The organism is Cupriavidus sp. GW821-FHT07C08 (assembly GCF_059419025.1).
In genome coordinates this window covers 68,176-93,362 of record NZ_JBWKQZ010000033.1, presented here as the reverse complement: position 1 = coordinate 93,362, position 25,187 = coordinate 68,176, and the positions used below count along the sequence as shown (strand labels likewise).

Annotated in this window: 21 protein-coding genes and 1 tRNA gene; 14 read left to right on the top strand and 8 right to left on the bottom strand. The window is 68.3% G+C overall.

Translation table 11 applies throughout. The features are described 5' to 3' along the window. The first annotated feature begins 6 nt into the window (after positions 1-6). From gspD to gspF, 3 genes are read left to right on the top strand one after another with little or no spacing between them, the layout of a single operon-like run. Positions 7-2,445 carry a type II secretion system secretin GspD gene (gene gspD / locus AC07UK_RS31625; RefSeq protein ID WP_494687639.1) on the top strand — a complete coding sequence of 813 codons (2,439 nt, stop codon included), beginning with the start codon at positions 7-9 and terminating at the stop codon, positions 2,443-2,445. An 8-nt stretch (positions 2,446-2,453) separates the two neighbouring features. Continuing rightward, positions 2,454-4,007: a type II secretion system ATPase GspE gene (gene gspE, locus AC07UK_RS31620; RefSeq protein ID WP_494687611.1), complete on the top strand. Its 1,554-nt coding sequence runs from the start codon at positions 2,454-2,456 to the stop codon at positions 4,005-4,007. A 15-nt stretch (positions 4,008-4,022) separates the two neighbouring features. Continuing rightward, positions 4,023-5,240, top strand: coding sequence for a type II secretion system inner membrane protein GspF (gene gspF, locus AC07UK_RS31615; protein ID WP_013958294.1), 1,218 nt, complete (start codon positions 4,023-4,025; stop codon positions 5,238-5,240). Positions 5,241-5,321: 81 nt separating this feature from the next. Here the strand turns inward: gspF and AC07UK_RS31610 are convergent, their stop codons facing one another. Then, positions 5,322-6,608, bottom strand: a complete 1,287-nt coding sequence (locus AC07UK_RS31610; RefSeq protein ID WP_494687612.1) for an NYN domain-containing protein — start codon at positions 6,606-6,608, stop codon at positions 5,322-5,324. 349 nt (positions 6,609-6,957) lie between these two features. On the opposite strand from AC07UK_RS31610, the gene AC07UK_RS31605 reads away from it, so the two are divergent. Continuing rightward, positions 6,958-10,551, top strand: a complete 3,594-nt coding sequence (locus tag AC07UK_RS31605) for an indolepyruvate ferredoxin oxidoreductase family protein (RefSeq protein WP_494687613.1) — start codon at positions 6,958-6,960, stop codon at positions 10,549-10,551. Between the two features lie 56 nt (positions 10,552-10,607). Here AC07UK_RS31605 and AC07UK_RS31600 read toward each other — a convergent pair whose 3' ends face one another. Then, positions 10,608-11,219 carry an HD domain-containing protein gene (locus AC07UK_RS31600; protein ID WP_436222879.1) on the bottom strand — a complete coding sequence of 204 codons (612 nt, stop codon included), beginning with the start codon at positions 11,217-11,219 and terminating at the stop codon, positions 10,608-10,610. Between the two features lie 138 nt (positions 11,220-11,357). Here AC07UK_RS31600 and AC07UK_RS31595 point away from each other — a divergent pair, with 138 nt between their 5' ends. From AC07UK_RS31595 to AC07UK_RS31575, 5 genes are all read left to right on the top strand, one after another. Beyond that, positions 11,358-11,777: a GNAT family acetyltransferase gene (locus AC07UK_RS31595; RefSeq protein WP_041228224.1), complete on the top strand. Its 420-nt coding sequence runs from the start codon at positions 11,358-11,360 to the stop codon at positions 11,775-11,777. A 32-nt stretch (positions 11,778-11,809) separates the two neighbouring features. Next, a complete protein-coding gene (locus AC07UK_RS31590; RefSeq protein ID WP_013958300.1) occupies positions 11,810-12,160 on the top strand; it encodes a GFA family protein in 351 nt (116 codons plus the stop codon). 7 nt (positions 12,161-12,167) lie between these two features. Continuing rightward, a complete protein-coding gene (locus AC07UK_RS31585) occupies positions 12,168-12,587 on the top strand; it encodes a VOC family protein (protein ID WP_436222880.1) in 420 nt (139 codons plus the stop codon). Between the two features lie 81 nt (positions 12,588-12,668). Further along, entirely contained in the window at positions 12,669-13,985 is a 1,317-nt protein-coding gene (locus AC07UK_RS31580) for an MFS transporter (RefSeq protein ID WP_436222881.1), read from the top strand. Between the two features lie 79 nt (positions 13,986-14,064). Continuing rightward, positions 14,065-15,294, top strand: a complete 1,230-nt coding sequence (locus tag AC07UK_RS31575) for an MFS transporter (RefSeq protein WP_494687615.1) — start codon at positions 14,065-14,067, stop codon at positions 15,292-15,294. A 4-nt stretch (positions 15,295-15,298) separates the two neighbouring features. Here AC07UK_RS31575 and AC07UK_RS31570 read toward each other — a convergent pair whose 3' ends face one another. Beyond that, a complete protein-coding gene (locus tag AC07UK_RS31570) occupies positions 15,299-16,183 on the bottom strand; it encodes a DODA-type extradiol aromatic ring-opening family dioxygenase (protein WP_494687616.1) in 885 nt (294 codons plus the stop codon). A gap of 232 nt (positions 16,184-16,415) precedes the next feature. On the opposite strand from AC07UK_RS31570, the gene AC07UK_RS31565 reads away from it, so the two are divergent. The 3 genes from AC07UK_RS31565 to AC07UK_RS31555 all read left to right on the top strand — a co-directional run bounded on the left by AC07UK_RS31565 (position 16,416) and on the right by AC07UK_RS31555 (position 19,360). Then, complete coding sequence (locus AC07UK_RS31565) at positions 16,416-16,799, top strand: hypothetical protein (protein WP_494687617.1); 384 nt, start codon at positions 16,416-16,418, stop codon at positions 16,797-16,799. 152 nt (positions 16,800-16,951) lie between these two features. Next, the gene (locus tag AC07UK_RS31560; protein ID WP_436222885.1) at positions 16,952-17,968 is read left to right on the top strand and encodes a hypothetical protein; all 1,017 of its coding nucleotides are present in this window, start codon (positions 16,952-16,954) and stop codon (positions 17,966-17,968) included. 81 nt (positions 17,969-18,049) lie between these two features. Continuing rightward, positions 18,050-19,360, top strand: a complete 1,311-nt coding sequence (locus AC07UK_RS31555) for an MFS transporter (RefSeq protein WP_494687618.1) — start codon at positions 18,050-18,052, stop codon at positions 19,358-19,360. A 72-nt stretch (positions 19,361-19,432) separates the two neighbouring features. Here the strand turns inward: AC07UK_RS31555 and AC07UK_RS31550 are convergent, their stop codons facing one another. Further along, positions 19,433-19,789, bottom strand: coding sequence for a DUF2314 domain-containing protein (locus AC07UK_RS31550; RefSeq protein ID WP_436222887.1), 357 nt, complete (start codon positions 19,787-19,789; stop codon positions 19,433-19,435). A 105-nt stretch (positions 19,790-19,894) separates the two neighbouring features. Here AC07UK_RS31550 and AC07UK_RS31545 point away from each other — a divergent pair, with 105 nt between their 5' ends. Beyond that, positions 19,895-20,512, top strand: coding sequence for a DNA-3-methyladenine glycosylase I (locus AC07UK_RS31545; protein ID WP_436222888.1), 618 nt, complete (start codon positions 19,895-19,897; stop codon positions 20,510-20,512). A 415-nt stretch (positions 20,513-20,927) separates the two neighbouring features. Here AC07UK_RS31545 and AC07UK_RS31540 read toward each other — a convergent pair whose 3' ends face one another. Then, a complete protein-coding gene (locus AC07UK_RS31540; protein ID WP_436222889.1) occupies positions 20,928-21,896 on the bottom strand; it encodes a cation diffusion facilitator family transporter in 969 nt (322 codons plus the stop codon). Between the two features lie 150 nt (positions 21,897-22,046). On the opposite strand from AC07UK_RS31540, the gene AC07UK_RS31535 reads away from it, so the two are divergent. Beyond that, positions 22,047-22,298 carry a hypothetical protein gene (locus AC07UK_RS31535; protein ID WP_010813430.1) on the top strand — a complete coding sequence of 84 codons (252 nt, stop codon included), beginning with the start codon at positions 22,047-22,049 and terminating at the stop codon, positions 22,296-22,298. A gap of 80 nt (positions 22,299-22,378) precedes the next feature. Here AC07UK_RS31535 and AC07UK_RS31530 read toward each other — a convergent pair whose 3' ends face one another. From AC07UK_RS31530 to soxB, 3 genes are all read right to left on the bottom strand, one after another. After that, positions 22,379-23,056, bottom strand: a complete 678-nt coding sequence (locus AC07UK_RS31530) for an aspartate/glutamate racemase family protein (protein WP_494687619.1) — start codon at positions 23,054-23,056, stop codon at positions 22,379-22,381. A 255-nt stretch (positions 23,057-23,311) separates the two neighbouring features. After that, positions 23,312-23,387: transfer RNA gene (locus tag AC07UK_RS31525), tRNA-Ala, on the bottom strand. 74 nt (positions 23,388-23,461) lie between these two features. Then, entirely contained in the window at positions 23,462-25,183 is a 1,722-nt protein-coding gene (gene soxB / locus AC07UK_RS31520; protein WP_494687620.1) for a thiosulfohydrolase SoxB, read from the bottom strand. Positions 25,184-25,187: the final 4 nt, after the last annotated feature.

Here is a 25,187-nt window from a genome sequence, read left to right as displayed (position 1 = left end):
ATGACTATGAAAACCCACGCCATCCGACCTGTATTCCACACCGCCTGCGTCCGCGCCGTGGCCCTGCTGTGCGGGCTTTCGCTGCTGGCGCCCGCGCCGTTGTGGGCCCAGCCCGGCGCGCGCACCGGCACCCCGCCCGCGCCGCCCGACATCACGCCGTCCAACCGCGACCAGGTGGTGCTGAACTTCGTCAACGCCGACCTTGATTCGGTGGTCAAGGCGGTCGGCCAGGCCACCGGCAAGAACTTCGTGATCGACCCGCGCGTGAAGGGCACGGTCAACCTGGTCACCGAGCAGCCGGTCTCGCGCGCGCAGGCGCTGCAGACGCTGGGCTCGGTGCTGCGCATGCAGGGCTATGCCATGGTCGAGAGCAACGGCTTCACCAAGGTCGTGCCCGAGGCCGACGCCAAGCTGCAGGGCTCGCCCACGGTGATCGGCGCCAGCCCCAGCCGCGGCGACCAGGTGGTGACGCAGGTGTTCCGGCTGAATTATGAATCGGCCAACAACCTGGTGCCGGTGCTGCGGCCGATGATCGCGCCCAACAACACCATCACCGCCTACCCGGCCAACAACACGCTGGTCATCACCGACTACGCCGACAACCTGCGCCGGCTGGCGCGCATCATCGCCGCGGTCGATGCGCCGGCCTCGGGCGAGGTCGAGCTGGTGCCGCTCAAGCACGCCCTGGCCAGCGATACCGCGGCGGTGCTGCAGAAGCTGCTCGACCCCGGCGCCGCGGGCGCCACCGGCGGCGGCGCACCGGGCGTCGACGCCAGCCTGCGCACCTCGGTGGTGGCGGAGCCGCGCAGCAATTCGCTGATGATCCGCGCCACCAGCCGCGCGCGGCTGCAGCAGGCGCGCCAGCTGATCGAGAAGCTCGACCAGCCCTATGCGCGCCCCGGCAATATCTGGGTGGTGCCGCTGAAGAACGCCGATGCGGTCAAGCTGGCGGCCACGCTGCGCGCCATTGTCGCCGCCGACAGCAGCTTTGCCAGCGCCACCCAGCCCGGCGGGCAGGCCGGCGGCATCGGCGGCGCGGGGGGCATGACCAATGTCTCGACGCCGGCCGGCGGGCAGTTCACCGGCGGCGCCACCGGCACCCAGGCCAGCATGCGGGGCGGCACCGGCGCGGCGGGAGGCTCCGGCGGCACCTATGGCAACTCGGCCTTCGCCGCGTCGTTCGGCACCAGTACCCAGCCGACCACCGGCGGCATCATCCAGGCTGACCAGTCCACCAACTCGCTCATCATCACCGCCAGCGAACCGGTCTACCGCAATCTGCGCGGCGTGATCGACGACCTCGACGCGCGCCGCGCGCAGGTCTACATCGAATCGATGATCGTCGAGGTCACCGCCACGCAGGCGAGCCAGCTCGGCATCCAGTGGCAGGGCCTGATCAGCTCGCCAGGCGGCAACAACAACGTCTTTGCCGGCACCAACTTCGGTACCGGCGGGCAGAACATCCTGAACCTGTCGCTGGCCGGCGCGCTGTTCGACAGCAACCGCAGCGCCGGCATCGTCGCCGCGCAGCAGCTGGTGCCCGACGTGGGCGGCCTGAACCTGGGCATCGTCAACAAGGCGCTGGGCCTGGGCGCGCTGCTGCGCGCACTCGGCACCAACGGCAGCGTCAACCTGCTGTCCACGCCGAACCTGATCACGCTGGAGAACGAGGAAGCCAAGATCCTGATCGGCCAGAACATCCCGATCACCACCGGCTCCTATGCCCAGACCGGCGGCGCGGCCTCGGTCACGCCGTTCCAGACCTTCGACCGCAAGGACGTGGGCATCACGCTGCGCGTGAAGCCGCAGATCACCGACGGCGGGCTGGTGAAGATGCAGATCTTCCAGGAATCGTCGTCGGTGGTGCAGTCCACCGCCAACCTGATCCAGGGCCCGACTACCAATGTGCGCTCGATCGAGACCAATGTGCTGGTCGACGACGGCCAGATCATCGTGCTGGGCGGCCTGATCGAGGACTCATACGGCGACGGCGTGCAGAAGGTGCCGCTGCTGGGCGACATTCCATGGATCGGCGGCCTGTTCCGCTACGAGAACAAGAACCGCTCCAAGACCAACCTGCTGGTGTTCCTGCGCCCCTATGTGATGCGCACGGCCGGCGCCACCGACCGCCTGACGCAGGACCGCTACGACTATATGCGCGCGCAGCAGCAGGGCTTTGTTTCGCCTAACATCATGGTGCGTGATACCAACACGCCGTTGCTGCCGCCGGCCGACGCACCGGCCACGCCGTTCATCGATCCGCGCGCAAACGGCCCGGTTGCCGCCCCGCTGCCCCTGCAGCAGTCCCTTCCGCAGAATGCCCCGCAGCCCGGCGTGCCGGGCCAGCCACAGCCCATGCAGCCGGCACCGCAGCAACTGCCGCAAGCACCGGCGAACGCACCCCAGCCGCTGAGCCTGCGCGGCGAGTCTGCGTTCCAGAACTAGGCCCCGACATGGCTAGCGAAGTCCAAACTGCCCTGCCCGCCGGCGCCAGCGCGCCGGCCGAGACCCTGGAGCCGCCCTCGCCGATGGCCGCGCGGCTGGTCTCGTACGGCTTTGCGCGCGAGGCGCCGCTGCTGGTGGCGCACCAGCGCCCTGACGGACTGGAAGTCTGGGTGACCCGCGCCACGTCCCCGACCGCGCTGGCCGAGGTCGCGCGCGTGCATGGCGCGCTGCGCCTGCGCGTGCTGGAGCCCGAGGCACTGGAACTCGCCATGGCCGATGCCTACAACCGCCAGGACGCCGGCAGCGCCGCGCAGGTGGTGGGCGAGGTCGAAGGCGAGGTCGACCTGTCGCGCCTGATGCAGGACATCCCGGCGGTGGAGGACCTGCTTGAATCCGAGGACGACGCGCCGATCATCCGCATGATCAATGCGCTGCTGACGCAGGCCGCGCGCGAAGGCGCCTCGGATATCCATATCGAGCCGTTCGAGTCGTCGTCGGTGGTGCGCTTTCGCGTGGACGGCACGCTGCGCGACGTGGTGCGGCCAAAAAAGGCGCTGCACGGCGCGCTGATCTCGCGCATCAAGATCATGGCGCAGCTCGACATCGCCGAGAAACGCCTGCCGCAGGACGGCCGCATCACGCTGCGCGTGGGCGGGCGCCCGGTCGACGTGCGGGTCTCGACCCTGCCCACCGGCCACGGCGAGCGCGCGGTGCTGCGCCTGCTGGACAAGGAAGCGGGCCGGCTCGACCTGGCCAAGCTGGGCATGGCGCCCGGCACGCTGCGCGGCTTCGACCACCTGATCCGCCAGCCGCACGGCATCGTGCTGGTGACCGGGCCGACCGGCTCGGGCAAGACCACCACGCTGTATGCGGCGCTGTCGCGGCTGGATGCGCGCACCACCAACATCATGACGGTGGAAGACCCGATCGAGTACGACCTCGACGGCATCGGCCAGACCCAGGTCAACGCGCGCATCGACATGACCTTCGGCAAGGCCCTGCGCGCGATCCTGCGCCAGGACCCGGACGTGGTCATGATCGGCGAAATCCGCGACCTGGAAACCGCGCAGATCGCGGTGCAGGCCTCGCTGACCGGCCACCTGGTGCTGGCCACGCTGCACACCAACGACTCGGCCTCGGCGGTGACGCGGCTGGTCGACATGGGGATCGAGCCGTTCCTGCTGGCGTCATCGCTGCTGGGGGTGCTGGCGCAGCGGCTGGTACGCCGCCTGTGCCAGCACTGCAAGCGCGAGGAAGTGATCGAGGTCACTGCCGCCGAGGCCGAGGTGCTGCACGCGCAGGGCAAGCCGCTGCAGACCGTGTGGCACCCGGTGGGCTGCGACAAGTGCGGCCAGTCGGGGTACCAGGGGCGCATGGGCGTGTATGAGCTGCTGACCGTCGGTGACGAGATCCGCACCATGATCCACCGACAGGCGCCGGAGTCCGAGATCAAGCAGGTGGCGCTGGCGCACGGCATGCACACCATGCGCGGCGACGCGCAGCGCTGGGTCGACAGCGGCGCGACCTCGCTTGAGGAAGTGCTGCGCGTGACGCGCGACTAAAGCGGAGCCGCCCGGATGCCAGCCTTCCGTTACGAAGCCGCCGACGCCGCCGGCAAGACCGACCGCGGCGTGATCGAGGCCGACAGCCCGCGCCAGGCGCGTTCGCAGCTGCGCGCGCGCGGGCTGACACCGCTGACCGTCGACCCGCTGGCTGGTGCCGGCCTGGCGCCGCGCAGCGGCAGCCAGCTGTTCGCGCGCAGGCTGTCGACGCAGGAGCAGGCGCTGTTCACGCGCCAGCTGGCCAGCCTGATCGTGGCCGGGCTGCCGCTGGACGAGGCCCTGGGGGCACTGGCCGACCAGGCCGAGCGCGCCTATGTGCACGAGCTACTGGCCGGCATCCGCGCCGAGGTGATGGGCGGCAGCTCGCTGTCGGTGGCGCTGGCGCAGCACCCGCGCGACTTCCCCGACATCTACCGCGCGCTGGTCTCGGCCGGCGAGCACTCCGGCCACCTGGGACTGGTGCTGGAGCGGCTGGCCGGCTATATCGAGTCGCGCAACACCCTGACCTCCAAGATCCGGCTGGCCTTCACCTACCCCGCCATCGTCACGGTGGTGGCGTTCGCCATCGTGATCTTCCTGCTGTCGTACGTGGTGCCGCAGGTGGTGAGCGTGTTCGCCAACACCAAGCAGAAGCTGCCGACGCTGACCATCGTCATGCTGGCGCTGTCGGACTTCGTGCGCAACTGGTGGTGGGCGGCGCTGGCGGTGATCGCGGTGGCGGCGTTCAGCATCCGCCGCCTGCTGCGCCAGCCCGCGGTGCGGCTGGAATGGCACCGCTGGCTGCTGACCGCGCCGCTGCTGGGCAAGCTGATCCGTGGCTACAACACCGCGCGCTTCGCTGGCACGCTGGCCATCCTGGTGTCGGCCGGGGTGCCGATCCTGCGCAGCCTGCAGGCCGCGGGCGAGACCCTGACCAACGAGGCGCTGCGCGCCAACGTGGAAGACGCCAACACCCGCGTGCGCGAAGGCGCCTCGCTGGCGCGCGCGCTGGCAGCGCAGAACCAGTTCCCGCCGGTGCTGGTGCACCTGATCCGCTCCGGCGAAGCCACCGGCAACCTGCCGGTGATGCTGGACCGCGCCGCCCAGGGCGAGGCGCAGGAACTGGAACGCCGCACGCTGTTCCTGACCAGCCTGCTGGAGCCGCTGCTGATCCTGACCATGGGCGTGGTGGTGCTGCTGATCGTGCTGGCGGTGCTGATGCCGATCATCGAAATCAACCAGTTGGTGCGGTAAGGGCCTCTGCCAAAGAAAACGCCGGCGCGAAGCCGGCGTTTTCTTTGGCGGGTAGGGCCGGCATTACGCCGGCCGGCCACATTACTCCGCTTTCTTGGCCGGGCGCTTGCGCGTCTTCCTGGCCGGTGCACGGGCGGGCACCGCCTCGGCAGCGGCTGCCTCGGGCTGGGGCTGGGCCTCTGGCTGCGCTTCAATCTGAGCCGACAGCACCGTCGTGCCCGGCGCGGCAAAGATCGACTGGTCGATCGGCCACGGGGTTTCGCTCAGCGTCACGTCGGGGCGGCGCGTGGCGCGCTTGCGTGCGGGGCGGGCCTTGGACTCAGCCTGCGACGCTGCCTCCGCCACCGGCTCGGCCACGGGCTCCGGTTCGGCCACTTCGGCGGCGATGACAGACTGCCCGATCGCGGGTTCGCGCACTGGCGCCGGCTCAGGCGCCGCCTCTGGCTGGGCCACGACGGGCGCAGGCGGATCCGCGGGCACGGGCGCCGGTGCCGGTTGGCGGCGCGCTTCAGGCTGTGCCTGGGCCTGCTGGGCCTGGCGCTGCTGCTGCGACTGCTGCGGCTGCGGCTGGCCACGCCCGTCGCTCTCCCCGCCCCCCTTGGAACGCTTCTTAAGCCGGATCCAGATGGTCTTGTTGTTGCCGCCGTTGCGGGTCTCGACCTCGAACAGGCCGGTGGCCTGCACCAGCTCGGAAAGCTTGCCGTAGCCGTAGTTGCGCGAGTCGAATTCCGGCGCCTGCTTGGCGATATGGTTGCCCATGCTGCCCAGCGTCAGCCAGCCGTCTTCATCCGACACCGCCTGCGCCGCGTTCTGCAGCAGGCGCACCAGGCGCGAGTCCTGGCGCAGCTCGCCAGTGCTGCGCTTGCGCGTGGGCGCGGCAGCCCCGTCGACGCCTTCGGTCCCTTCCGTATCCGCGTCGGCGCGCAGCACGTCGGAGTAGATGAACTTGTCGCAGGCGGTGACAAAGGGCTTGGGGGTCTTGCGCTCGCCGAAGCCATAGACGGTCAGCCCCTGCTCGCGGATGCGCGAGGCCAGGCGGGTGAAGTCGCTGTCGCTGGAGACGATGCAGAAGCCGTCGAAGCGCCCGGTGTAGAGCAGGTCCATGGCGTCGATGATCATGGCGCTGTCGGTGGCGTTCTTGCCCACGGTGTAGCGGAACTGCTGGATCGGCTGGATCGAGTGCGACAGCAGGCGCTCCTTCCAGCCGGCCAGGTTGGGCCGGGTCCAGTCGCCGTAGATGCGTTTGACGGCGGCCACGCCGTACTTGGCGACTTCGGCCAGCAGGCCTTCGACGATGGCGGGCGCCGCGTTGTCGGCGTCGATCAGCACGGCCAGGGTCGCGGTGCCCTGGCGGGGGGAATTGGTCATGTTCAGGTAGTCACTGGTTTGCCCGTCTCATGCGTACATCAGGACGGGCAATCGGAAATCAGGTTGCACCAGGCTGGCTGTGCAGGTGTGGCGCATCGCAGACAGCCTGGCAGCGGCACGGGGCCATCTCGATGCAACGCAGTGTACACGCGAACCCCTGTCCATACGGGAAATCACGGGCGCGACGGGCACGCTTTGTGCTGCATTGCAAGGTACCGCCAATTATGTGGCGGTGCTACCATGCCGCGCAGAGACACGACCGCCCTACGCCTTCACAAGAGGCTACGAGGCGGTCGCCCACAACTGTAGGTGTCGGTGATCCCGACAGCACGCCCATAGAGGAGCACCTATGAATGCCCCCCTGACCCCTCCGGTCAGCGACGCCATCCGCCGCGCGCTCGAAAACGTTTCCCTCGAAGACAAATACACGCTGGAGCGTGGCCGCATTTATATCAGCGGCACGCAGGCACTGGTACGCCTGCCGATGCTGCAGCAGGAACGCGACCGTGCCGCCGGGCTGAACACCGCCGGTTTTATCTCCGGCTACCGGGGCTCGCCGCTGGGCGCGCTGGACCTGTCGCTGTGGAAGGCCAAGAAGCACCTCGCCGCGCACAACATCGTGTTCCAGGCCGGCCTGAACGAAGACCTGGCCGCTACCTCGGTATGGGGGTCGCAGCAGGTGAACATGTATCCGGATGCCAAGTTCGATGGCGTGTTCGGCATGTGGTACGGCAAGGGGCCGGGCGTGGACCGCACCGGTGACGTGTTCAAGCACGCCAACTCGGCGGGATCGTCGAAGCATGGCGGCGTGCTGGTGCTGGCCGGTGACGACCATTCGGCCAAGTCCTCGACGCTAGCGCACCAGTCCGAGCACATCTTCAAGGCCTGCGGCCTGCCGGTGCTCTATCCGTCGAACGTGCAGGAGTACCTGGACTACGGCCTGCACGGCTGGGCCATGAGCCGTTACTCCGGCCTATGGGTGGCGATGAAGTGCGTGACCGACGTGGTGGAATCGTCGGCCTCGGTGGAACTGGATCCGCACCGCGTGCAGATCGTTCTGCCGGAAGACTTCATCATGCCGCCGGGCGGCCTGAATATCCGCTGGCCGGATCCGCCGCTGGAACAGGAAGCGCGCCTGCTCGACTACAAGTGGTACGCGGGCCTGGCCTATGTGCGCGCCAACAAGATCGACCGCATCGAGATCGATTCGCCGCACGCTCGCTTCGGCATCATGACCGGCGGCAAGGCCTACCTGGACACGCGCCAGGCGCTGGCCGACCTGGGCCTGGACGATGCCACCTGCTCGCAGATCGGCATCCGCCTGTACAAGGTCGGCTGCGTGTGGCCGCTGGAGGCGCACGGCGCCCGCGCCTTTGCTGAAGGCCTGCAGGAAATCCTGGTGGTCGAAGAGAAGCGCCAGATCATGGAGTACGCGCTCAAGGAAGAGCTCTACAACTGGCGCGATGACGTGCGCCCCAAGGTCTACGGCAAGTTCGACGAGAAGGACAACGCGGGCGGCGAATGGTCGATCCCGCAGAGCAACTGGCTGCTGCCGGCGCACTATGAGTTGTCGCCGGCGATCATTGCCAAGGCCATCGCCACGCGCCTGGACAAGTTCGAGCTGCCGATGGACGTGCGCGCGCGCATCACCGCGCGCCTGGCCATCATCGAGGCCAAGGAAAAGGCGCTGGCCACGCCGCGCGTGACGGCGGAGCGCAAGCCGTGGTTCTGCTCGGGCTGCCCGCACAACACCTCGACCAACGTCCCCGAGGGCTCGCGCGCGCTGGCAGGCATCGGCTGCCACTACATGACGGTGTGGATGGACCGCAATACCAGCACCTTCAGCCAGATGGGCGGCGAAGGCGTGGCGTGGATCGGCCAGGCGCCGTTCGCGGGCGACAAGCACGTGTTCGCCAACCTGGGCGATGGCACCTACTTTCACTCCGGTCTGTTGGCGATCCGCGCGTCGATCGCGGCCAACGTCAATATCACCTACAAGATCCTGTACAACGATGCGGTGGCGATGACCGGCGGCCAGCCGGTGGACGGCCAGCTGTCGGTGCGGGACATCGCCTGGCAGGTGCACAGCGAAGGCGCGAAGAAGATCGTCATCGTCAGCGACCAGCCGGAGAAGTACAACGGCGCGATCAAGCTGCCCGAAGGCATCACGATCTATCACCGCGACCAGCTCGACAGCGTGCAGCGCGAACTGCGCGAGGTGCCGGGCTGCACCATCCTGATCTACGACCAGACCTGCGCTACCGAGAAGCGCCGCCGCCGCAAGCGCGGCACGATGGAGGACCCGCAACGCCGCGCCTTTATCAACGACGCGGTGTGCGAAGGCTGCGGCGACTGCTCGGTCAAGTCGAACTGCCTGTCGGTGGAGCCGCTGGAAACGGATTTCGGCACCAAGCGCCAGATCAACCAGTCGTCGTGCAACAAGGACTTCTCGTGCCTGAACGGCTTCTGCCCGAGCTTTGTCACGGCCGAAGGCGCGCAGGTGCGCAAGCCCGAGCAGCACGGCGTGTCGATGGACACCCTGCCCGCGCTGCCTGACCCGGAACTGCCGCCGATCCGCCGCGCCTACGGCATCCTGGTGACCGGCGTGGGCGGCACCGGCGTGGTGACCATCGGCGGCCTGCTCGGCATGGCCGCGCACCTGGAGAACAAGGGCGTCACCGTGCTTGACATGGCGGGCCTGGCGCAGAAAGGCGGCGCGGTGCTGTCGCACGTGCAGCTTGCCGCGCGCCCGGACGACCTGCACGCCACCCGTATCGCGATGGGCGAGGCGGACCTCGTGATCGGCTGCGATGCGATCGTGTCGGCCACCGACGAAGTCATCTCCAAGACCCAGGCCGGCCGCACCCGCGCCGTGGTCAACACGGCGCAGACGCCGACGGCGGATTTCATCAAGAACCCGAAGTGGCAGTTCCCCGGCCTGTCGGCCGAGCAGGACGTGCGCACCGCCGTGGGCGAGAAGTGCGAGTTCATCAACGCCTCGGGTCTCGCCGTGGCACTGCTGGGCGACGCGATCTACACCAACCCGTTGGTGCTGGGCTACGCCTGGCAGAAGGGCTGGATCCCGCTGACGCTGCAGGCGCTGGAGCGCGCCATCGAACTCAATGGCGTCGCCGTCGAGAAGAACAAGGCCGCGTTCGACTGGGGCCGCCATATGGCGCACGACCCCGAGCACGTGCTGTCGCTGACCGGCAAGCTGAAGAACACCGCGGAAGGCGCGGAGGTGGTCAAGATGCCGACTTCGAGCGGCGCGATGCTGGAGAAGCTGATCGGCCGGCGCATGGAACACCTGACGGCCTACCAGGATGCCGCCTACGCGCGCACCTACCGCGAAGCCATCGACCGCGTGCGCGTGGCCGAAAGCACGCTGGCTGGCAGCGGCAAGGCCCTGCCGCTGACCGAGGCTGCGGCGCGCAACCTGGCCAAGCTGATGGCGTACAAGGACGAGTACGAAGTGGCGCGGCTCTACACCGACCCTGTCTTCCTGGACAAGCTGCGCGCCCAGTTTGAAGGCGAGCCGGGCCGCGACTACCAGCTCAACTTCTGGCTGGCACCGCCGACGACGTCAAAGCGCGACGACAAGGGCCACCTGATCAAGCGCAAGTTCGGTCCGTCGACGATGAAGCTGTTCCGCGTGCTGGCCAAGCTGAAGGGCCTGCGCGGCGGTGCCTTCGACATCTTCGGCAAGACCGAGGAGCGCCGCACCGAGCGCGCGCTGATCGGCGAGTACCGGGTCTTGCTGGATGAACTTGTGGCGGGCCTCAATGCCGCCAACTACGACACCGCGGTGACGCTGGCCAACCTGCCGGACGATATCCGTGGCTTCGGGCATGTGAAGGAAAACAACCTGAAGGCGGTACGCGGACGCTGGGCCAAGTTGCTGGAGCAGTTCCGCCATCCGGAGACGGCGCAGCGCGCGGCCTGACTGGCCACGGCATGGCACAACGGCCTCGCTTTGCATGAAGCGAGGCCGTTGTGCTTTCAGGGCTGTGCCAGCGTCGCTTCTCCCGGCCTCACATACATCGAGTTCCTCGGCTGCGCCAGCACGCGCCGCACCATCGGCTCGAAGAACGACAGCGGCAGCGTGTCATAGTCCGTCATGAAGGCGGCGCCGTCGTACTTGCGGCAGAACTCCGCGGTGCGCTCGAACAGTTCGGGCTGGCTGCGGTACTGCTCGCGCAGGTTGCGGTCCAGGCCGAGGTGATGGAAGAAGTAGTAGCCCTGGAACACGCCGTGCTTTTCCACCATCCACAGGTTCTCGGGGCTGACGAATGGCTTGAGGATGGCGGCGGCGATATCGGGATGGTTGAAGCTGCCGAGCGTATCGCCGATATCGTGCAGCAGCGCGCAGACCACGTATTCCTCGTCCTGGCCGTCGCGGTGCGCCAGCGTCGCGGTCTGCAGCGAATGCGTGAGCCGGTCCACGGGAAAGCCGCCGCAATCGCCATCCAGCAGGCGCAGGTGCGCCAGCACGCGATCCGGCAGCGCCCGCGCGAACGGCATGAACTCGGCGGAGATGGCGGCCCAGTCTTCGTGGGTGCCGTGTTCCATATGCCTGAAGGTGGCGCGTGCAGGCGCGTGGATGTCGCTCATGCGGGTCTCCTGTTGTGGCAGCGTGCGCGATGGCCGCGCATCGTCTGGTCATGTTTTGTAGGCATTGTGGCACCCGCAGCGGCGCTACACTGTCAAAAAGCTAACAATGTGCCGGCATATTGCGGCGCACCACCAAGCATGCTGATCCGTCCTTTCCGACCTGAAGACCAATCCTGCGTCATTGCCTTGTGGCAGGCCTGCGGCCTGACCCGTCCGTGGAACGACCCGCAGCGCGATATCGCGCGCAAGCTGACCGAGCAGCCTGAGCTGTTCCTGGTCGGTGACATCGACGGCCATCCCGTCGCCACTGCCATGGTGGGGTTCGACGGGCATCGCGGCTGGGTCTACTATCTGGCGGTACAGCCCGGCCTGCAGGGCAAGGGGTACGGGCGCATGCTGATGGCGCATGCCGAGCAGCTGCTGATCGAGCGCGGCTGCCCCAAGATCAACTTGCTGGTACGCGCAGGCAACCGCGCCGTGATCGATTTCTACGACAAGCTGGGCTATGCACCCGACGAGGCGGTCAGCCTGGGCAAACGACTGATTCCCGATATTTAGTGGGCACGCCGGACCGACATCAAGGAGACGACATGACTTTCCACGGAAGCTGCCACTGCGGCGCCATTGCCTTCGAGGTGGAGGCCGACAGCATCCCCAGCGTGATCCGCTGCAACTGCTCGATCTGCCGCCGGCGCGGCCACCTGCTGTGGTTCGTGCCGCGCGCGACGTTCAAGCTGGAAACGCCGGAGAGCAATGCCTCCACCTACCGCTTCAACACCATGAAGATCGCGCACCGCTTCTGCCCGGTGTGCGGCTGCGGCCCGTATGCGGACGGACAGGACAAGGACGGCAAGCCGATGGCCGCGGTCAATGTGCGCTGCCTGGACAATGTCGACCTGGACAGCCTGAAAGTCATCGACTACGACGGACTGCACCACTGAGGCCGCCATGTTTCGCATCCTGGGCATCGACCACCTGGTACTGCGCAGCGCCGACGTGGACGCGCTGCGGCGCTTCTATGTCGAGGTGCTCGGCTGCAGCGTGGAACGCGAGCAAACCGACCTGGGCCTGACGCAGCTGCGCGCGGGCAGCGGGCTGATCGACCTGGTCGCGCTCGATGGCCCGCTCGGGCGCGCCGGCGGCGCGGGACCGGGTGCGGAGGGCCGCAACCTGGACCATTTCTGCCTGCGCATCGACCCGTTCGATGCCGACGCGGTGCGGGCGCAACTGGCACGGCATGGCGTACAGGCCGGCGAGGTGGCGCAGCGCTTTGGCGCCGAAGGCAAGGGACCGTCGCTCTATGTGAGCGATCCGGACGGCAACGTGGTCGAGCTCAAGGGACCGCCCGCGCCGGTGACCGCACAGTAACGCGCGTGCCCCACGGCACCCCGTGCGCAGAGTGCGCGCGGGATCGCTACAATTTCCGACTGGCCCCACGCGCCGCCACCCATGGCGACCACCCCCGCCGGGCCCGCCATGACAACATTGGAAGCCAGCTCCGACGCGGACGCCGCCAGCACAGACCCTGACGCCAGCCCGGCACGCACCGGACCCGCGCACTCCGCCACGCCGCCGCGCCGGCTGGTCTGGATCCTCGGCCTGACCGAGACCATCTCCTGGGGCACGCTGTTCTTCGCCTTCACTGTTTTCATCGACCCCATGATCCGCAGCCTGGGCTGGTCCAAGCCCTTCCTGGCGGGCGGCTATTCGCTGGGGCTGCTGGTATGGGCGTTGTGCTCGTTCGCGGTGGGGCGGCTGCTGGACCGCGCACCGGCGCGCAAGGTGATGGGCGCGGGCTCGGTGCTGGCCGGGCTGGGCCTGCTGCTGTGGGCGTGGACGCCGTCGCAGAGCGTGTTCCTGCTGATGTGGGTGCCGATCGGGCTGGCCATGGCAACTACGCTGTACGAGCCCGCCTTCGTGGTGCTGCGCCAGGCCTATGGCGACCAGTACCAGAAGCCGATCGTGGTGGTCACGCTGATGGCCGGCTTTGCCAGCACGATCTTCGTGCCACTGGCGCAATGGCTGGTGATCCATCTGGGCTGGCGCCCGACGCTGATCGGCTTTGCCGCGCTCAACCTGCTGGTCTGCGCGCCGCTGCACGCGCGCATGCGTTACGCGCTGCATCCCACTTACACCGGCATGACCCCCGCCGACGGCCAGGCCGGCAGCCGCGACATTGCCCGCGCCACGCTGCGCCAGCCGGTGTTCTGGGCGGTGGTGCTGGCCTTTACCGCGACCGCGGTGGTGGCCTCGCTGCTGGGCGCGCACCTGATCCCGATGCTGACCGAGAAGGGCATGCCGGTGGCGCAGCAACTGGTGGTAGCCGCCCTGATCGGCCCGGCCCAGGTGGCGGGCCGCATGCTGATGATGCGCGCGGGGGTGCGCCACCCGGTGCGGCTGTCGCTGCCGGTCTATGCGCTGATGGGCGCCGGGCTGCTGTGCTTTGCGCTGGGGCACGGTGCCTGGCTGATGGTGGCCGCGGTGCTGTACGGCTGCGCCAATGGCGTCAACACCATGCTGCGCGCGATGGCCATGCCGGAACTGATCTCGCGCCATCACTACGCCACGCTCAACGGGCTGATGATGACGCCGGTGCTGCTGATGCAGGCCGCCGCGCCATGGCTGGGCGCGCTGCTGTGGCGTGCCGCCGGCGGCTACTGGCTGATGCTGTGGGTGATGGTGGCGCTGGCGCTGGGCGCGCTGCTGGCCTTCGGCTACGCGCTGCACCGGCGCGGGCTGCTGCGCGTGGATACCGCCAGCCGGTAGCGTCATACCCGCCTCACGCCGATGCGGGACAATGACGGCTTTTGCAGGGGCACCGCTGCCCCGCCTGCCGCACCCTCCCATGCCTGATCCGCATTCCCCGACCGCCTCCGCGCCCTTACCGGCCGCGGTGTCGCGCGCCACGCGCGGCACCATGGCGCTGTTCTTCGTCAATGGCGCCACCTTTGCCACGTGGGGCGTGCATATCCCCACCATCAAGGCACGCTTCGGCCTGTCCGACGCAACGCTGTCGCTGGCGATGCTAGCCGTGGCCGGCGGCGCCATCCTGGCGATGGGCCCGGTCGGGCGCTGGGTGGCACGTGCGGGCAGCGCACGGGCGTCGATGGCGGGCGGGCTGCTGTTCGCGCTGGCCACGGTGGCGATCCTGGCGATGCCGTCGTTCTGGCTGCTGCTGCCCGCGCTGGCGGCATTCGGCATGACCAATGCGGCCTTCGATGTCGCCATGAACGCGCAGGCAGCCACGGTCGAGGCCAGCCGCACGCGGCCCGTGATGTCGGCGCTGCACGGCATGTTCAGCCTGGGCGGCATGGCGGGTGCGGGCGCGGGCGCGGGCGGCCTGATGCTGTCGCTGGGCGTGGCGCCGCTGGCGCATGCGGAGATGATGGCGGGCGTGACCGCGGCGGTGGCGCTCGGTACGCTGCCCGGGCTGCTGGCGGATCATCCGGTGCTGCCATCGACGGCCCACCATCGCGACCATGCGGTGCGCGCGCTGTGGCTGCTGGGGCTGCTGGCCTTCCTCGGGCTGATCGGCGAGGGCGCGATGTACGACTGGACCAGCGTCTATATGCGCGACGTGGCGCAGGCGCCCGATGGCTGGATCAGCCTGGGCTACGCCGCGTTCTCGGCCGGGATGGCGTGCGGACGCTTCGGCGGCGACCGCCTGCGCGCGCGCCTGGGCGACGGCGCCACGCTGACTGGCAGTGCCTGGCTGGGCTTTGGCGGCATCGCGCTGGCGCTGCTGGCGCCGCTGCCGCTGGCCGCGCTGGCGGGCTTTACGCTGATGGGACTGGGCGCGGCAAACATGGTGCCGATCTTCTTCGTTGCCGCTTCGCGGCTGCCGGGCGTGGCGCCGGCCGAAGCGATTTCGCGCGTGGCGCGCTTTGCCTACCTGGGGTTGCTGCTGGGGCCGGTGCTGATCGGCGGGGTGGCGCACCTGGCCAACCTGCGCATTGGGCTGGCGCTGGTGGCGCTGACCATGGGCTGGATTGCGCTAGCGGGCGCGCGCTCGGCACGACGCTACCTGCCGGCGCACGCCGGCACGCCAGCGGCGCAGGCCCCGGCCGAGCGGTAAGGCGTCAGGCGGCCGCGCGCAGCGGCGCGCCGGCGCCCAGGCCTTCGAACACGAAGCTGTCCATGGCGAGCACGCCATAGGTCACTTCATCGGCAACCCGCGACACGCTGGCCGGCGCCGCTCCTGCGCCACTGGCAGCCTGCGGCCCCAACGCCGCGCCCAGCGCCACGAAGAACGGCAGCAGGTGCTCGTCGGTCGGGTGCGCGCGGCGCGCATACGGCGCCTGGGCGCGGTAGTCGGCAATGCGGCCGGTATCGCCCGTGGCCAGGGCCTCGTCCAGGGCACCCGCCATCCAACCGCGGAAGGCTTCCACATACGGCTCGGCCTGCGGCCCATGCTGATCGCGCCGGCCGCCGCCAAACACTTCCTGCAGGTTGTGCGTGAAGCTGCCGGACGCCAGCACCAGCACGCCCTCGTCGCGCAGCGGGGCCAGCGCGCGGCCGATCTCGATCTGCGTGGCGGGCAACAGGTATGGGTTCAGCGCCAGCTGCACCACCGGCACGTCGGCATTCGGGAAGAAGTGGCGCATCGGCATCCAGGCGCCATGGTCCAGCGGGCGCTCGTCGTCCTGGCCGACAAACCCGGCGCCAGGGACCGTTGCCGCCTCGACCAGGGCCTTGACCCGCTCGGCCAGCGCCGGCGAGCCCGGGGCGTCGTAGCGCAGTGCGTACAACTCGCGCGGGAAGCCGCCGAAGTCGTGCCAGGCTTCCTGGCGCTCGCGGCTGGTGACAGCCAGCGTGCTGTAGATCCAGTGCGCCGAGATCACCAGCACCGCGCGCGGGCGCCGGGCGCGCAGCTGTCCGCCCAGCGCATCGAAGGCGGCGCCGGTGGGGCCGGGGTCGATGGCGAGCATCGGGGAACCGTGGGAAATATAAAGCGAGGGAAGCATGGCGGGACCACCTTCAAACTGTTTGTGTACCTGCATCCAGTTTGGCAAAGATCCGAGCTCGGCACGGGCGCCATTTGCGGACACATCGTGCAAAAAAGTTGAATGCCCGGGCGCAGCGTGGCGTGGCGCACACAGCGCCTCGGGCACCGGCAGCGCAGCCAGGGGCGATCAGCCTATGATGCAACCGTGAGTCCGCCGGGGTGTCATCCGGCGGGGCTCCTGCAACGCCTTGATGCCACCGGCACGCCCTGCGCGCCATGTGTGGCCGGAGACTTCGGTGGTACCGCGCATCCCGCGCCGCCCCGGGCGGCACCCTCCCTTCCTGGCCCACTGGTGGCAACCGGGCGTCTACGGCAGCGTGCCCGCCGTCGCCCTGTGGATCCTGGCGCGCCTGCCGGCCGGCTTGCTGGCATCCCTGGCCGGCACGCCCGCGGCGGCAGCCTGGCTGAACCATGTCGGCGACACCGTGTTCGTGACCGGCTGGGCCGCCAGTGCCCTGCTGCTGTGGCTCACGCGCCGCCGGCCGGCGCCTGCCTGTCCGGCCATGCCGGCTACGCCGCCCTCCCCGCCCGCCCCGCCCTCCAGGCCGTCAACCCGGCGCCATCCTGCCGGCTGACCGGCGCCGCCGCGCCGATGTAAGGCGGCAACAGTCCGATCTGAAAGATTTCGCGCGACGCTCCCACCCTATCCTGCGTCGCTAGAATGCGCTGGAGACCGCCGCATGCCGCACTGCAGCGCGCACCGGCACCGACTGCACAGAGATTGTTCATGTCCGCACGCCAGCGACACCGCCGGTTCCACCCCGCGCCAAGCCGCCGCTCGCGGCCCCTTTGGCGGGCGGCCCTGGCCGCCATGGGCGCGGCGGCGCTGTTGGCCGCCGGCGCGGCACATGCCCAGGGCACGCCCGGACTGAGCCTGGCCGGGGCCAATGTGCAGCGGCACGCCAACGCGGTGCTGTCGCTGATGGCGTACTCGGTGGTGCCGGACCTTACCTCCAGCTCGCTGTCGATCAACAACACCAGCACCAACGATCCCGGCATCGTCATGTCGCAGCTGGGCGGCGGCTTCACCATCAGCAAGTCGTTCCCGCTCTACCTGGAAGGCGCTATCGCCTACAGCCGCTACGATCCCACCTTCGTTGCCACCAATGGCGCCGAGTCCCGCGCCATCCCGACCCGCTGGAACACCTTTTCCGGCACCATCGGCGTGGGCTGGGACTTTCCGCTGACGGCCAACAAGGAACTGGTGTTCCGCCCGATCTTCAACGCCTCGCTGGGCAATGTCTCCAGCGACCTGTCAATCGGCAAGTTCGCGGTCGAGCAGGTCACCGACCGCCAGATCAACTTCCTCGACGGCGGCAGCCTGAACGCCTACGGGCTGGGCGGATCGGTGATGCTGGACTGGGAGCACTACCGCGAGAACTACGAGATCGACGTGGAACTGCGCTACACCAATATCCACCTGCAGAGCTTCGGCGGCACGACCAGCTCGGTGACGGGAACGGCCACGGCGCAGACCGCCAACCTGTGGGCGCGCTGGCGGGCGCCAACCGGGATGCATGCGTTCGACCGGCCGGTGCGGTACGTGCTTGAGCTATCCCATTCACACTACCTCGGCAGCCAGGCCGGCATCCTCGGCTTCAACTACCTGACCACGCTCGGCACCGGGCTGGAACTGGACACCAGCGCGCACGAGGTCTTTGTCACGCGGATCCGGGCGGTGGTGCGCTATGTGTTCGGCAACAACGTGTCGGGCGTCTCGCTGGGGCTGGCGGCCAGCTTCTGAGCGCGTTCACAGCGGATCAGGGGCGGATCGAAAATTAAGGAATCGCTTAACATTGCGGTTTCCCTGCATTTCCGACGCTTCATGACCGCGACTACCGCCCCCATCCCCGATATTTCCAGCGCCACCCGACGAAAGGCGATCATCGCCGCCACCATCGGCAACGGCCTGGAATGGTTCGACTTCACCGTCTACAGCTTCTTTGCCGTCATCATCGCCAAGCTGTTCTTCCCGACCGGCGATGACCTGACCTCGTTCCTGCTGACCGTCGCCACCTTCGGCGTGGGCTTCTTCATGCGACCGGTCGGCGCCATCGTGCTCGGCGTCTACGCCGACCGCGTGGGCCGCAAGGCGGCGCTGACGCTGACCATCCTGCTGATGGCGCTGGGCACGGCCATCATCGGCCTGGCCCCGACCTACAACCAGATCGGCCTGTGGGCACCGGCGCTGATCGTGCTGGCGCGCCTGATCCAGGGCTTCTCCGCCGGCGGCGAGGTGGGCGGCGCCACTGCCTTCCTGATCGAGCACGCGCCCGACGCCGAGCGCGGCGCCTACGCCAGCTGGCAGCAGGCCAGCCAGGGCATCTCCTTCATGCTGGGCGCGGCCATGGGCGCGCTGGTCACCAACGGCCTGTCGCCCGAGCAGATCGATGCCTGGGGCTGGCGCATCCCGTTCCTGTTCGGCCTGCTGATCGGCCCGGTCGGCATGTATATCCGCTCGCACCTGGACGAGCCGCCCGAGTTCGAGGCGCGCCAGGCCGCCCGCAAGGCCGCCAAGGTCAAGTTCTCGCCGCTCACGCAGGTGCTGCGCGACCACCCGCGCGAAGTGCTGGCCGGCCTGGGCGTGACCATCCTATGGACGGTGTGCACCTACGTGCTGGTGTTCTACATGCCGTCGTACGCCAAGCAGCAGCTGGGCCTGCCGCTGGGCGCGACCTTCAAGTCGACCGCGCTGTGCGGCGCCATCATCCTGGTGCTGTGCCCGCTGATGGGCATGCTGTCGGACCGCATGGGCCGCAAGCGCATGCTGGGCATCGTCGCGCTGCTGATCGGCGTGCTGGCCTATCCGCTGTTCCACTGGCTCAATGTGTCGCCAAGCACGCAGACCTTGCTGCAGGTGCAGATCGTGCTGGGCATCCTGCTGGCGGCCTTTACCGGCCCGGCCCCGGCCGTGCTGGCCGAGCAGTTCCCGACCGAGGTGCGCTCCACCGGGCTGTCGCTGGCCTACAACTTCGCCGTGACCATCTTCGGGGGCTTTGCGCCGCTGATCGTGACCTGGCTGATCGAGTCGACGCAGAACAAGCTGGCGCCGGCTTACTACGTGATCGCCGCTGCCGTGGTGAGTTTTATTGCGCTGGCGTTCATGCACGACCGCACGGGCAAGAAGCTGGCCTGAACTGTCTGCTCCAGTTCCAGGCAAGAAAGCCAGCCGCGAGGCTGGCTTTCTTGTTGTCCGCTGACAGGCCGCCTAGCCGGCTTCATCCTCGTCCCGGTGGATATTGATCACATGCCGCGCCTCGAAGCACAGCGGCATGCCCGGGTTCATCTCCTCGGTGCAATACGGCTGGTTGTCAAGCTCGCCGGTGTAAAGGCTGCCTTCGCGCCCGGTGACGATCACCCACATCCGCTCCACGTGAACCTCTTCGCTGCCCGTCTCGTCGGCGACCAGGATGCGGAAGATCAGCTTGACCAGCTGGCCGGGTGCGAGTGCATCACGTTCCTCGCGCGGGGGCATCCAGAAGGTGTCGGGATGGGCGGCGGCGATGGGCTCGGCGTCGTCGAGCTCCCATCCGTCTTCGTCCAGGGTTGTCAATCGCATGTCCATTTTCAGCCTTCCGCAATCTCTCAGGTGCGGGCATGATCGCAGCAAATGCGCCGGTCGGCGAGAGCCTGGCCGGCGTCCGGGACTTTCAACAGGGAACAGGTACCCATGACAAGCAAGAAGGAAGCACCGGTGCGCTGCGGCTGGTGCGGCACGCTGGAGGACTATTGCCACTACCACGACACCGAGTGGGGATTCCCGGTCGCCGATGACCGCCGGCTGTTCGAGAAGCTGTGCCTGGAAGGCTTCCAGTCCGGGCTGAGCTGGCTGACCATCCTGCGCAAGCGCGAGGCCTTCCGCAAGGCGTTTGCCCATTTCGACATCGAGAAGGTGGCGCGCTTCAGCGAGCGCGATATCGCTCGCCTGCTGGGCGACGCCGGCATCGTGCGCCACCGCGGCAAGATCGAGGCGGCCATCAACAATGCGCAGCGGGCCCGCGAACTGCTGGAGACGGAATCGTCGCTGGCCGCCTACTTCTGGCGCTTCGAGCCCGATCCGGCCAGCCGGCCCAGGGTGCTGACACCCGAGGTGCTGCGCACCATGGCGACCTCGCCGGAATCCACGGCGCTGTCAAAGGACCTGAAGAAGCGCGGCTGGCGCTTTGTCGGCCCCACCACCATGTACGCGCTGATGCAGGCGATGGGCCTGGTCAATGACCACCAGGAAGGCTGCACGACCCGTGCCGAGGTGTTGGCTGCGCGCAAGGCCTTCAAGGTGCCGCGCTAGTGTTGCGCGGACGTATACCCGGTGCGCGCCAGGTATACGTCCGCGTGCGCCGGCTGGCGGCGACGGTATACGCCGGCGCATGACCATGCCCGCGTAAACGTCAGGCCACCGCGAACAGCGCAACGGTCCTGCCTATGTCTTTAATATTGTTTACATATGTAAACATAGTAGTAGTAGGTAAACCAGGCCTCAGGCCGTGGATAAGTCACCTTTTCCCTTTGGGCTCAGGGACTTGCAGCAAAGATAACCACTCCGGGATAACCCTGATTCGCCGGGATAGCCCGGCGGCCACGTATACGTCGGCGGCGTGGGTGCCGGAGTTATCCGTATACGTCCCACAAGGCGCCCCCAGGCGGGGCACAGCTTGTCCGGGCAGTTATCCCCAGCAACCGGCGAAGATATCCACAGACCGGGCTCAGGCAGCGCTGGCCTGGCTGCTCATGTATACGGGGTCGACGTGCGTCATCACGTTGAGGACGTGATGATGTTCCAAGGCGCGGCGCCGGGCCTCGACTGCGATGGCATGGCCCTGCGCCACCGTCAGCGTGGCATCGATCTCCAGGTGCACGTCCACCAGCACCTGGTCGCCCATCTTGCGGGTGCGCAGGTCGTGCAGGCCCAGCACACCGGGCGTACCCAGCATGGTCGCGCGGATCTCCGCGACGGTCTCCTCGTCAGCCGCGCGGTCCATCAGGTCGTCGAGCGCATCCCAGCCGAAACGCAGGCCCATGCGCGCCACCATCAGCCCCACCACGATGGCCGCCACCGGATCGAGCATGTGGTAACCCAGCAGGTTGCCGCCAATGCCCAGTGCCACCACCAGCGACGAGGCCGCATCCGAGCGCGCATGCCACGCATTGGCCACCAGCATGCCCGAGCGCACGCGCCGCGCCACCGCCAGCATGTAGCGGAACAGCAGCTCCTTGGACACCAGCGCGGCCAGCGCCACCCACAAGGCCACCGGCTGCACCGGCTGCAGGCTGGCCGGATGCTGCAATTTGTCCACCGCCGCCCACAGCATGCCCGCGCCAACCGCCAGCAGCAGCGCGCCGAGTGCCAGCGACGCCGCGGTTTCGAAGCGCAGGTGGCCGTACTGGTGGTCGGCGTCCGGGTCCTTGCGGCTCTGCCAGCCGGCCAGCAGCACCACGAAGTCGGACAGCAGGTCTGAGAGGGAATGCGCAGCGTCGGCGATCAGCGCTTGCGAGCCAGAGATGACGCCGGCCACTGCCTGCGCGGAGGTCAGGCCGATATTGACGGCCACGCTGACCAGCGTGCTGCGCCGGCCGGCCCGGTGGCGCGCGTCGACCTCGGCCGGGCTGGCGGCGGTGGCGTCGTCCGGCAGGCCTGCGGATGCTGGCCGCAGAGGGTTGTGTTCCGATTCCATCGGGTGACTATAGCCCAACATCCGCGATGGGCGGAGTGGGCCATGGCGGCGCTGCCGTGCCGATTTCGTAACAGCGCTGGCGAAGTTTTGGTGTCGCCTTTACCGTTACACAGGACGGGCACACCCGGACACTGCAAGGAGGACCCAACGATGGCGATTCGGTCACTTGCCTCGCACAGCACATCCCAGCTGCGCCGCCTGGTCGGACAGATGCAGGCGGAAGTCGATGCATTAGAGAACCTTTCCACCCCTGACGCCGACGCGCAAAGCCGCCTTGGCTATGCCATCGGCCGCCTGCGCGACGGCATCGAGGCGGTCGAGGACGCGCTGCAGTCGCTGCGCGCGCTGCAACAGGTACGGCCCTCAGCAATGAAGGCCCGCCGGCCGACCCGGGTCGCCTAGCGCTACCCGCGCCTGCACGCTGGCGCGATCCACACGGCCGGGCAGATCGCTCGCGCTCCTTGTTGTCCCCACGGGCCGGCTCACGCCGCCGGGCAATAGCGCAGCGCCTGCGACATGGCTTCGCACGCGGCCGGCACCGGGCCGATGACGGGAATCGGAAAGCGCTGGCCCAGCGCCCGGGCGGCCTCGCCCAGCGGGCCGCCGCCGATGATCACGGCTTGCGCGCCATCGGCGCGGATGCAGGTATCGACCGCGCCCGCCAGCAGGTCTTCCTGCTGCCGCGGCGCGCCGCCCAGTGCACGCGGATCGCCCTCGGTGAAGCGTGCGCCGGTGAAGAGTTCGTCCAACCCCTGCCGGCGCACGCTGGCGCTGATCGACGCCGCCAGCCGCGGCGTGGTGGTGGCAATGCCGAAGCGCCGCCGCCCGACCGCGGCCGCACGCATCGAGGCTTCGCCGATGCCCACCACCGGCACCGACAGGTGCGCGCGCAGGGCCTCGATGCCGGGGTCGCCGAAGGCGCCGACGATCACGCCGTCGGCACCGCCGGCCAGGCGCAGCATGTCTGCATCGCAGATCGCCTCAGCGGCCACGGCAAGATCGTCTTCGTCGATGATCATCGGCGCCCCGCGCGTGACCGTCGCGCCGACCACGGCCGGCGGCGCTGCCATGGCCTGCGCGAACCAGGCGCGCGCGATCTCGACCATCATCTGCGTGGTGGCGCTCGACGTATTCGGGTTGATCAGCAGGATGTGGCTCATGGATGTCTCTTGAGATTCAGGATTGCCAGCGCAGGTACATCGCCAGCGGGTGGCCCGATTTCCTGTTGGCTTGCATGGGATCGAACAAGGCCCCGGCGGGTGTGGATTGACGGCGGCACAAGGCGCATACGCCTGTGCCGAGGGGTCAACGATAGCGTATGGCGGCTGCCAGCGCGAGATGGCGGACAGCGCAGGCAGCAGAAACACAAAAGCCCCGGAAAGCGTTGGCTTTCCGGGGCTTTTGCGCGGGATATCTGGTGGACCGAAGGAGGATCGAACTCCCGACCTCTGCATTGCGAACGCAGCGCTCTCCCAGCTGAGCTATCGGCCCGTGGCGGTTGATTGTAGCGTAATACGGCGGCGCCCTTCAATCCTCGCGGCGGCGCATGAGGGCGCTGTGCAACATCAGGCTGCCATGCCCGGATTGCCGTCCATGCCGCGCACGCGCGGCAGGTTCAGCGGGCGGGCGCTGACTTCCTTCGTGCTGCGCAGCCACTGCGCCATTACGTCCCAGATCGGGGCGCCGCCGGCCTGGCGCGCCTCTTCGGCCACCGGGGCCCAGCCCGCCACCTTGTAGGTCTTGCCGGCTTCCAGCGGCTTGCCGGCCAGGCGCATGTCGCTGATGCGCTTGCCCATGCCGGCGGTCGGATCGATGGTGTACTGCAGCCCGCCCACGCGCACCATGTCGCCGCCCTGCTGGTAGTACGGGTCGGGGTTGAACAGGTTGTCGGCCACGTCTTCCAGGATGGTCTTGATGGTCTCGCCGCTCATCTGCGTCACCGTGGTGTACGGGTAGGTGATGGCGGTCTGGTCCATCAGGTGTTCCATGGTGATGGCCTCGCCCGGCAGCAGCGTGGTACCCCAGCGGAAGCCCGGCGAGAACGCGATCTGCGCGCCCTGGGCCTGCATCAGGCCGTCCAGGATCAGCTGGTCGAAGGTGCCGTTGAAGTTGCCGCGGCGGTACAGCAGGCCGCGGTTGACGGCCAGCACTTCGCCTAGTTTTTGCTCATAGGGCGCGCGAACCTTCTTGATCAGCGCGTCCATGGCAGGGTCGGCCGGCAGGTAGTTGGCGAATACCGGCAGCAGCCGGTAGCGGAAGTCCGCGACCTTGCCGCCCTTCACGTCAAAATCCAGCACGCCGAGGAACTTGCCGTTGGAGCCGGCATTGGTCACCAGCGTGGTGCCGCCGGCATTCTTCACCGGCACCGGCGCGGGCATGCCGTCATGGGTATGGCCGCCCAGGATGGCGTCTAGCCCGCGCACGCGCGAGGCCAGCTTCAGGTCCACATCCATGCCGTTGTGGGACAGCAGCACCACCGCCTGCGCGCCTTTGCCGCGCGCTGCGTCGATGACCTGCTGCAGGTTCTCTTCCTGGATGCCGAAGGTCCAGTCCGGCACGAAGTAGCGCGGGTTGGCGATGGGCGTGTACGGAAAGGCCTGGCCGATGATGGCCACCGGCACGCCATTGATCTCGCGGATCACGTACGGATCGAATACCGGATCGCCGAAATCATTGGTCTTGATGTTCTGCGCCAGGAAGGCGACCTTGCCCTTGAAGTCCTTGTCGACGATCTCCTTGACGCGGTCCGCGCCCAGGGTCATCTCCCAGTGCGGCGTCATCACGTCCACGCCCAGCGCCAGCGCGGCATCGACCATGTCCTGGCCCTTGGTCCACAGCGCGGTGGCCGAGCCCTGCCAGGTATCGCCACCATCGAGCAGCAAGGCACCCGGCCGGCCCGCCTTCAGCCGTTTCACCAGCGTGGCCAGGTGCGCAAACCCGCCGACCTTGCCATAGCGGCGAGCGGCCTCGTTGAAATCCAGGTAGGTGAACGCATGCGCCTGCGGCGTGCCGGGGCGGATGCCGTACTGGCGCAGCAGCGCGTCGCCGACCAGATGCGGCGGCTTGCCGGCATAGTCGCCGATACCCAGGTTGACGTTTGGCTCGCGAAAATACACCGGCCGCAACTGCGCATGGCAGTCGGTGAAATGCAGCAGGTGGACGTTGCCAAAGCGCGGCAGCTCGTACATGGCCTCGGCGGCCTGCGCGGCGTGCGCGTCTTGATGGGGGAACGTCATGCCGCCGGCGCCGGCAATGGCCAGCACCTGCAGGAACTCGCGTCGGTTCATGTCT

Excerpts from the sequence above, each read along its gene's own strand:
- gspD (WP_494687639.1), top strand. The coding sequence starts at position 7 with ATGAAAACCCACGCCATCCGACCTGTATTCCACACCGCCTGCGTCCGC.
- gspE (WP_494687611.1), top strand. The coding sequence starts at position 2,454 with ATGGCTAGCGAAGTCCAAACTGCCCTGCCCGCCGGCGCCAGCGCGCCG.
- gspF (WP_013958294.1), top strand. The coding sequence starts at position 4,023 with ATGCCAGCCTTCCGTTACGAAGCCGCCGACGCCGCCGGCAAGACCGAC.
- AC07UK_RS31610 (WP_494687612.1), bottom strand. The coding sequence starts at position 6,608 with ATGACCAATTCCCCCCGCCAGGGCACCGCGACCCTGGCCGTGCTGATC.
- AC07UK_RS31605 (WP_494687613.1), top strand. The coding sequence starts at position 6,958 with ATGAATGCCCCCCTGACCCCTCCGGTCAGCGACGCCATCCGCCGCGCG.
- AC07UK_RS31600 (WP_436222879.1), bottom strand. The coding sequence starts at position 11,219 with ATGAGCGACATCCACGCGCCTGCACGCGCCACCTTCAGGCATATGGAA.
- AC07UK_RS31595 (WP_041228224.1), top strand. The coding sequence starts at position 11,358 with ATGCTGATCCGTCCTTTCCGACCTGAAGACCAATCCTGCGTCATTGCC.
- AC07UK_RS31590 (WP_013958300.1), top strand. The coding sequence starts at position 11,810 with ATGACTTTCCACGGAAGCTGCCACTGCGGCGCCATTGCCTTCGAGGTG.
- AC07UK_RS31585 (WP_436222880.1), top strand. The coding sequence starts at position 12,168 with ATGTTTCGCATCCTGGGCATCGACCACCTGGTACTGCGCAGCGCCGAC.
- AC07UK_RS31580 (WP_436222881.1), top strand. The coding sequence starts at position 12,669 with ATGGCGACCACCCCCGCCGGGCCCGCCATGACAACATTGGAAGCCAGC.
- AC07UK_RS31575 (WP_494687615.1), top strand. The coding sequence starts at position 14,065 with ATGCCTGATCCGCATTCCCCGACCGCCTCCGCGCCCTTACCGGCCGCG.
- AC07UK_RS31570 (WP_494687616.1), bottom strand. The coding sequence starts at position 16,183 with ATGCTTCCCTCGCTTTATATTTCCCACGGTTCCCCGATGCTCGCCATC.
- AC07UK_RS31565 (WP_494687617.1), top strand. The coding sequence starts at position 16,416 with ATGCCACCGGCACGCCCTGCGCGCCATGTGTGGCCGGAGACTTCGGTG.
- AC07UK_RS31560 (WP_436222885.1), top strand. The coding sequence starts at position 16,952 with ATGTCCGCACGCCAGCGACACCGCCGGTTCCACCCCGCGCCAAGCCGC.
- AC07UK_RS31555 (WP_494687618.1), top strand. The coding sequence starts at position 18,050 with ATGACCGCGACTACCGCCCCCATCCCCGATATTTCCAGCGCCACCCGA.
- AC07UK_RS31550 (WP_436222887.1), bottom strand. The coding sequence starts at position 19,789 with ATGGACATGCGATTGACAACCCTGGACGAAGACGGATGGGAGCTCGAC.
- AC07UK_RS31545 (WP_436222888.1), top strand. The coding sequence starts at position 19,895 with ATGACAAGCAAGAAGGAAGCACCGGTGCGCTGCGGCTGGTGCGGCACG.
- AC07UK_RS31540 (WP_436222889.1), bottom strand. The coding sequence starts at position 21,896 with ATGGAATCGGAACACAACCCTCTGCGGCCAGCATCCGCAGGCCTGCCG.
- AC07UK_RS31535 (WP_010813430.1), top strand. The coding sequence starts at position 22,047 with ATGGCGATTCGGTCACTTGCCTCGCACAGCACATCCCAGCTGCGCCGC.
- AC07UK_RS31530 (WP_494687619.1), bottom strand. The coding sequence starts at position 23,056 with ATGAGCCACATCCTGCTGATCAACCCGAATACGTCGAGCGCCACCACG.
- soxB (WP_494687620.1), bottom strand. The coding sequence starts at position 25,183 with ATGAACCGACGCGAGTTCCTGCAGGTGCTGGCCATTGCCGGCGCCGGC.